This window comes from Pseudoalteromonas sp. SWXJZ94C (assembly GCF_015864385.1).
In the GTDB taxonomy this organism is placed as follows: domain Bacteria; phylum Pseudomonadota; class Gammaproteobacteria; order Enterobacterales; family Alteromonadaceae; genus Pseudoalteromonas.
In genome coordinates, this window is the sequence record NZ_JADYXF010000084.1 from 1 (window position 1) to 7,883 (window position 7,883).

The 7,883-nt window shown below is 36.5% G+C and carries 3 protein-coding genes and 2 pseudogenes; 2 read left to right on the top strand and 3 right to left on the bottom strand.

The window, feature by feature from the left end; all coding sequences use genetic code 11:
- Positions 1–520: 520 nt before the first annotated feature.
- Together fusA and I6F65_RS21885 are read right to left on the bottom strand one after the other, a co-directional pair.
- Positions 521–2,605, bottom strand: a complete 2,085-nt coding sequence (gene fusA / locus I6F65_RS20590; protein ID WP_024610804.1) for an elongation factor G — start codon at positions 2,603–2,605, stop codon at positions 521–523.
- A 206-nt stretch (positions 2,606–2,811) separates the two neighbouring features.
- Positions 2,812–2,960: pseudogene (locus tag I6F65_RS21885) on the bottom strand (two-component system response regulator); the annotation flags it as partial.
- Between the two features lie 353 nt (positions 2,961–3,313).
- Here I6F65_RS21885 and I6F65_RS20595 point away from each other — a divergent pair.
- Both I6F65_RS20595 and I6F65_RS20600 read left to right on the top strand, forming a co-directional pair.
- Positions 3,314–6,292: a DUF3857 domain-containing transglutaminase family protein gene (locus I6F65_RS20595; protein ID WP_197114686.1), complete on the top strand. Its 2,979-nt coding sequence runs from the start codon at positions 3,314–3,316 to the stop codon at positions 6,290–6,292.
- Positions 6,293–6,384: 92 nt separating this feature from the next.
- Positions 6,385–7,497 carry a DUF547 domain-containing protein gene (locus I6F65_RS20600; RefSeq protein ID WP_197114688.1) on the top strand — a complete coding sequence of 371 codons (1,113 nt, stop codon included), beginning with the start codon at positions 6,385–6,387 and terminating at the stop codon, positions 7,495–7,497.
- Between the two features lie 275 nt (positions 7,498–7,772).
- Here the strand turns inward: I6F65_RS20600 and I6F65_RS20605 are convergent.
- Positions 7,773–7,883 (bottom strand): annotated as a pseudogene (locus tag I6F65_RS20605) (IS5/IS1182 family transposase); the annotation flags it as partial.

The following is a 7,883-nucleotide window of genomic DNA, read 5'->3' on the forward strand; positions in this document are numbered from 1 at the left end:
TATTTTGTTTAACTCAGTATTATATTTATTCATGCTCTGCTTTTGGGATAGATAGTGGTTTGGCGATTACTATCAGATCAAATTCAGAGCATGTTTTCAAGTTTTATTCCTTAAGATCCAACCTATGAGCACTCCTTAACTAATACTAAATCTAACCTACTAATAATAAAAAAATAGCTACCTAAAAAAGCACCAAACTCTCAAAGACAATCATGATTTTAAACGGGCTTAAATAGTCTTAGTGGTAGCAATAGCATAATTATTTTAGTTAATCTAAACCTTGCTTATGAGATTTACTAACATATTGAACCGTAATTATATTTACATTTTTTCTCTAGCCAGAGCTCTAAGTTACTTAGTATTAGTATTAGTATTAGTATTAGTATTAGTATTAGTATTAGTATTAAAAGTGGCTGCTTGAAATGGAGGCAGGTTTATTATCAAAAGTTCAGGTTAGTTAATTATAGGCAATAAAAAACCCGCAACATGTGCGGGTTTTCTTAAAGAGTTAAAGAGCTAATTACTTAGCAGCTTTCTTCTCTTTTTCTGCAGCGATTACTGTATCAGCAACGTTTTGCGGACATGCAGCGTAGTGTGAGAACTCCATAGAGAACTGACCACGACCAGATGTCATTGTACGTAGTGTACCGATGTAACCGAACATTTCTGATAACGGTACGTCAGCTTTAATACGGCTGCCTGTTAAACCAGCTTCTTGGTCTTTCATCATACCACGACGACGGTTAAGGTCACCGATTACGTCACCAACGTGATCTTCTGGAGTGAACACGTCAACATTCATGATTGGCTCAAGAAGTTGTGCGCCCGCTTTAGGGATCGATTGACGGAAAGCGCCTTTAGCAGCGATTTCGAACGCGATTGCAGATGAATCCACGGCATGGAAACCACCGTCGAAAAGTTCAACTTCAACGTCAAGTACAGGGAAACCAGCTAGAACACCAGTACCCATCATTGATTTAAAGCCTTTTTCTACTGCAGGCCAGAATTCTTTAGGTACGTTACCACCAACAACTGATGATTTAAACGTGAAGCCTGAAGCAACTTCGCCTGGCTTGATACGGTAGTCGATTTTACCGAACTGACCAGAACCACCAGATTGTTTCTTATGCGTGTAGCTATCTTCAATTTCTTTAGTGATAGTTTCACGGTAAGCAACTTGTGGTTGACCAACAATAAGGTCTACGCCGTAAGTACGCTTAAGAATATCTACTTTGATATCTAAGTGAAGCTCACCCATACCTTTAAGGATAGTCTCGCCTGAATCTTCATCAGTCTCAACTTGGAAAGATGGATCTTCTGCAACCATTTTACCGATAGCAACACCCATTTTCTCATTACCGCCTTTATCTTTAGGCTGTACAGCAATCGAGATTACTGGAGTTGGGAATACCATTGGCTCAAGTGTTACTGGGTGCTTAGGATCACATAGAGTGTGACCTGTTTGCACGTTTTTCATGCCTACGATAGCAATGATGTCACCAGCTTGTGCGCTAGTTAATTCGTTACGGTCATCTGCTTGCATCTCAACCATACGGCCAACACGCTCAGTTTTACCAGTAAACGAGTTAAGGATAGTGTCACCCTTGTTTAGTTTACCTGAGTAAATACGTACGAATGTTAATGCACCAAAACGGTCATCCATTATTTTGAATGCTAACGCTTTGAAAGGTTCGTCAGTAGATACTACTGCGAACTCGCCATTTTCGTTACCTTCTTCATCCATAAGAGGTTGAGGATCAACTTCTGTAGGAGCTGGTAAGTAATCAACAACAGCGTCAAGAATAAGCTGCATACCTTTGTTCTTAAACGCAGAACCACAGTATGTTGGGAAGAAAGCAAGGTCACGAGTACCTTTACGGATACAACGTTTGATGTCTTCTAAAGAAGGTGCTTCACCTTCCATGTAAGCTTCAAGTAGTGCATCGTCTTGCTCAAGGGCAGTTTCAACAAGCATTTCATAATACTCGTCAGTTTTATCTACCATGTCTGCAGGAACGTCTGTGATTTCGTAGTTTTCAGGAAGACCAGTGTCATCCCAAACGTATGCTTTTTTAGTTAAAACATCTACAACACCAACAAACTCATCTTCAATACCAATTGGTAAAGTCATGATTAGTGGAGTTGCGCCAAGTACTTTACGTACTTGCTCAGTTACACGGTAAAAATCAGCACCCATACGGTCTAATTTATTTACGAAGATAATACGTGCAACTTCTGAATCATTAGCATAACGCCAGTTAGTTTCTGATTGTGGTTCAACACCACCAGAACCACAGAACACACCGATGCCGCCATCTAGTACTTTAAGTGAACGGTAAACTTCAACTGTGAAGTCAACGTGTCCAGGAGTATCGATAACGTTAAAGCGGTGATCTTTCCAGAAACAGCTTACAGCCGCAGACTGAATAGTAATACCGCGCTCAGCTTCTTGTTCCATGAAGTCAGTAGTAGATTCACCATCATGAACCTCACCAGTTTTATGGATTTGACCAGTAAGCTTTAGGATACGCTCAGTAGTCGTGGTCTTACCCGCATCAACGTGCGCGAAAATACCAATGTTTCTGTACTTCGATAAATCTGCCATTAATTTTGCTCTTAATAAAGTCGATAAATTATTCCGCAGGAGTATAACATCACTTAAAGCGAACATCACCATACAAGCCGCTTAAAATGCAATCAATTCAACATATTTTTTTGATCGTCACCATCTATTAAATATCAAACATGACAAAAAAAACGCAATGCATTGAAATAAATAGCATTTAAGGTTTGAGTATTAGGTACACAAAGTTACTTCATTATTTTATAACAACGCTCAGGGCGACCGATACTGTTGCAACTTTGATCCGCTGTTAACTTATCTACTCAAGTAAATACTCCAAGTAACAGCGTGCTGTAGAGCGACTAACATCAATCAAATTGCCCATTTGCTGAGCAGTAAATGCTGTAGTAACGTGCTTTATAAAAGCATAGTGTATTTTGCAAAGTAAAATGCATGCCTAATAAAAAGACAAACAGCAAAGCTGGTTTTCTAAAAATTACATATAACAGTGGTTAAAATATCTTTGAAAAGTCATTTTTAGAGATAATTAATTACCTTTATGCTTTTGTTGTATTTATAACCCGTGCATATAAAGGGCTGGTTAACTTGAGTTGAAACTTATGCTTTACCGTACTTGCATGTATAAATATGCGTATAGATGCTATTAACATTATATTGTTGAAAATGCCGAAATTTGATACATTTCACTTTCAGTATATATGCATAAAACAACAACAATAAGAACCTAAAATGAAATGGAACTCCTCCCCACTTGTCTCTTACCTACTAACCTTTTGCTTATTCATTTCATGCAGTAGTGCTGTTGCTCAGCAATATGAATTAGATCCACCCGCTGATTGGGTTAATACTCATAAAATAAAACAGCCTGAACAAACAGATAAAACAAAAGTGCGTGATGGCACTTTGTATTTACTGCTAGACAACCAATCCTATATACCGAGCAAACAAAAACAGCAACGCTATACACGGTTGGTTATGCAGGCATTGAATCAAAGTGGTGTTGATTATATAAGCCAGCTTAACCTTGATTTTGATCCAAGTTACGAGTCGCTAACACTAAATAGCTTAACAATTATTAGAAATAATGAGCGTATTGATAAGCTTGGTAGCGCGAGAATGACGGTTATACAAGGTGAATCTGAGTTAGCTGATCGTATTTATAATGGTAGCTTATCACTCAATATTATTATTGATGATATGCGCAGTGGCGACATACTCGATTACAGCTACACAGTGACAGGTAGCAACCCTATATATGCTAATAAATTTAGTACAAGGCGCACGCTTAACTGGTCGGTACCCGTAGTGCAACAAAATATGCGTGTACTTTGGGGTAAACAAACGCCTTTACATATTAATACAATAAACGGCACAGCAGATATTCAAGAAACGCTTAACAAATATGGCAAAGATTATTCTATAACTCTTTTTGAAGAACCTTTACTGGAGCAAAATTCTCAAACCCCAACGTGGTACGACCCGTATACACAAGTTTACTTTTCTGAGTTTGACGATTGGGGTCAGGTAGTTAACTGGGCATATCCACTTTATCAATCAGCCATAGAAACCCCAAACAGCATTTTGGATGTTGCTGAAAAAATAAAAGCAAAACACACAAAAACATCAGATAAGATTGCAGCAGCACTGCGCTTTAGCCAAGACGAAGTTCGATATTTAGGGCTTGAAATGGGCACTAACTCGCATCAACCAACGTCAGCTTCAGAAACGCTTTCGCTACGATATGGCGATTGTAAAGATAAAACAGTACTGCTTATTTCGTTATTAAAAGCGATGGATATAGAAGCCTTTCCTGCGCTAGTTGATACAGAGGAAACCAAACGTTTAAAAAAACTTCCACCTTCTGCAAGTGTATTTAATCACGTAATTGTTACGCTTAAACAAAACGGAAAACGCTACTGGCTCGATCCTACGATTAACTATCAACGCGGCTCTCTCGAATATTTAGCACAGCCTGATTATGGCTATGCCCTAATTATTGATAAAGGTGAAAGCGCTTTAACTTCAATGGCGCAAAAACCTGTACATACAAATGTATCTGTAGAGGATAACTTTTCCATTGCTGAAAAAGTATCTGAGCCATCACGTTTTGAAACCCAGTACACTTATGCTGAATTTGAAGCAATTAACCGAAGAAGCAATATAGCCAGCAGTGGTCTAAATAGCGTTGCTAAATCTTACTTCGAGTATTACCAAAGTTTTTTAAATGGCTTATCAATCAATGAAGCAATGGCAATTAGTGAGCAAGAACAAACGGGTAAACTAATAACCAAAGAATCGTATTTAATTAGTGAATTTTGGGAAAAAACAGACGAAGGCTACGAAGCTAGTTTTTATGCGAGTGAAATACAAAATAGCGTTTACGAACCAAAGCAGGTAAATCGCACCGACCCACTCTACTTTGGCTACCCCAATATAATTAACACCACAATAAAACTACATTTTGCAGAAAAAGGTTGGGGATTTGATAGCGATCAACAAGAAATTGATAACAACTACTTCAATCTAAAAACAACTACTGAATTTAATGATAACGTTTTAACACTGAGTTATGACTATTACGCAAAACAAGATCATATTAAAGCCGCTCAAATAGATGATTATTTAGCACAGCGTAAAAAGTTAATATCAGCAACCCATTACCCTATTCTAAAATACGCGGAAACGACCGAAACACCTCATACAACAGCTGATGTGCTAGATAGCTTTGGTTATAGCTGGCTTAAATATGTGTTGGCTGGCTATATTTTAGTACTCATATTCTTTTTCGCCGATTGGCGATTAGAGTCAGCAAAAAAAGTTAAATTTGAAGATAGTCCATTTTATGCAGTGTCTATAAGTAAGTTTATTATTTACAGTATTTTAAGTTTAGGCATATTTGTTAACTACTGGAGTTATCGTAACTTTAAAGCCATTAAAGAGCGCGATAACTCAAGTATTATGCCTATTGCTCGAGGTATATTTGCGTTTTTATGGTATTACCCTTTGTATCTCGCACTAGCTCAGCACAGCCAAAAACAATTTAATAAAAATAGAATTATGCCTAGTTGGGTTGCTGTAATACTTTGGTTAATAGTACTTGCCAGCACTTTTGCTTATCGTATGGATGAATACGCAACCATCATCATTTGTATTATGCCATTTTTATGGTTGCCTCTAGTTAGTTACATTGAGCAAACCGATACAAGTAAAGAAGCCCTACATTACAACTCGTATTGGCGAATTAGACAGTATTTAATCTCGCTTGCGTTTGCACCTTTATTATTTTTAGGTGTACTTCAAGAAATCAATATTTTACCTAATAGCTCCATTATAAAAGGCGATAGTTTATGGTCTTATCAAATACACTTTTTAAAACGTAATCGCCTAACACCTGAAAACGAAGAAATACTCTATTTTTATAGCGATGCAGTATTTGATTACCGAGAAGATGGTAACGGAATAACCGAGAACTATATTTTTAGCTACTACAAAAACGATGACGGTAAGCTTGAATCAGATTTAAGCCATTTTAAAGACATAGAAAAAATAGAAACCACCTACGGAAAAACCAAGCTTGATAACACAAGTATTAAAGTAATAAAAACAGATGGCAGCGACTTTTTGCTTATTGTAGGGCACTTAAACAAACAAGATAAAGTACTCGTAAAGCAAATTAATCTAAGAATAATGGCTAATAAAACGCCATAACTTGACTAGCTCTAATTTAATACATAGCATTAAATTGTTCACAAAAAATACAACTGTAAACAATCTTGGATATAATCATCGAGGGAAATAATATGATCAAATTAATAGCTAAATCTGTAATACTGAGTACGTTACTGTCAGCCCCGTGCTTTGCTGAAAGTAGCAATACTACACAGTCTTTAAGCAGTAAAAATCAAGTAACTGCTAACTTTGCAGTTGACTACTCTCAATACAATACTGTTTTAGAAGCCTCTGTGCTTGAATTGGCTCGTTCAGATAGATCGTATATTTCCTATGATGAAAATGAGCAAGGTCCTAACCTCGGAAGTAACCGAGCAACTGATGCAGAAGCAAACCGCTTTTATTATGAGCAATTCATTGATGATCCAGAATTAACAAAATCAATTGCAGCTATAAAAAGTAACCTTCTTAGCTATTTAGCAAATAACCAACTTAGTAAATTAAGTAATGAAGAACAAACTGCATTTTGGCTTAATCTACACAATGTAGCAGTAATAAATGAATTAGCTCAGCGCTACCCAACAGACACTAATAGTTTATCTTATGACGTGGCTGATAAAAGCAGCTTCTTTTACAAAAAGCTATTCACATATAACGGGCAAGAACTTAGTTTAGATGACATTGAATACAAAATATTAATGCCATTAAATAAAAATAACCCTCTTGTAATGTATGGCTTATATAAAGGTTATATCGGTTCACCAAATATTAGAACTCAGGCATACACCGCTAATAACTTAATGCCTTCATTAATTGATAACGCGCAAGAATTTATTAATTCAAATAGAGGTACTAATTACAGCAGTAATCTTCTTAATGTATCGACCATGTATAAAGATAAAAAAGCATATTTTAATGACTTTAATAATGACTTACTTGCTCACCTAAGTTTGTATGCAGATAACGACTTACTTAGTAAATTAAAGAATAAAAAAACAGCTCTTTTTACAATCGATAATTATGACATTACCGATGTAACAGGTCCTAAGCAGCGAGAGTCTTACGATGTTATTATTAGTAAGTGGGACAGAACATTGCAAATTCCTCTGCATAGCTTTCCACGCTTAAACAATCTTAATATTCCAGCTAAGCGAATCGTTATTCTTAGAGAGTTACAAAGAAAAAATGATTTGTTAAAAATAAACGTAAGTGGTGAAAACGCCTACTACGCTAATAACCAATAGTATAATCCCAATTAAAAATGCGCAGTAAATGAAGTAACCCCAATAGTTGGACATACCAATTACTGGGGGGTTTTTATGTCCAAACCTTATAGAGCATTCACATTAAAGCTCGCTAAACTTTTCCAAAGACACAGCCCTAGGGCCCTAAGCTTAAAATATAAACGAAAACCTCTCTCCTGCATTAATCGATTAGCTCTAATAAATAAAAATCACTATTAGATATATCGAATTAAAGCTCTACTGGTTAGGGGCTGTTGATCTTTGTAGTATATATATTAATCAGCCCACATTGGTAGCCACATCATAGTAAATGCTAAAGCGAGCATGGAATGATAATTCCGTTCAAGCTTTTCATACCTTGTAGCTATCCCTCTATATTGTTTGAT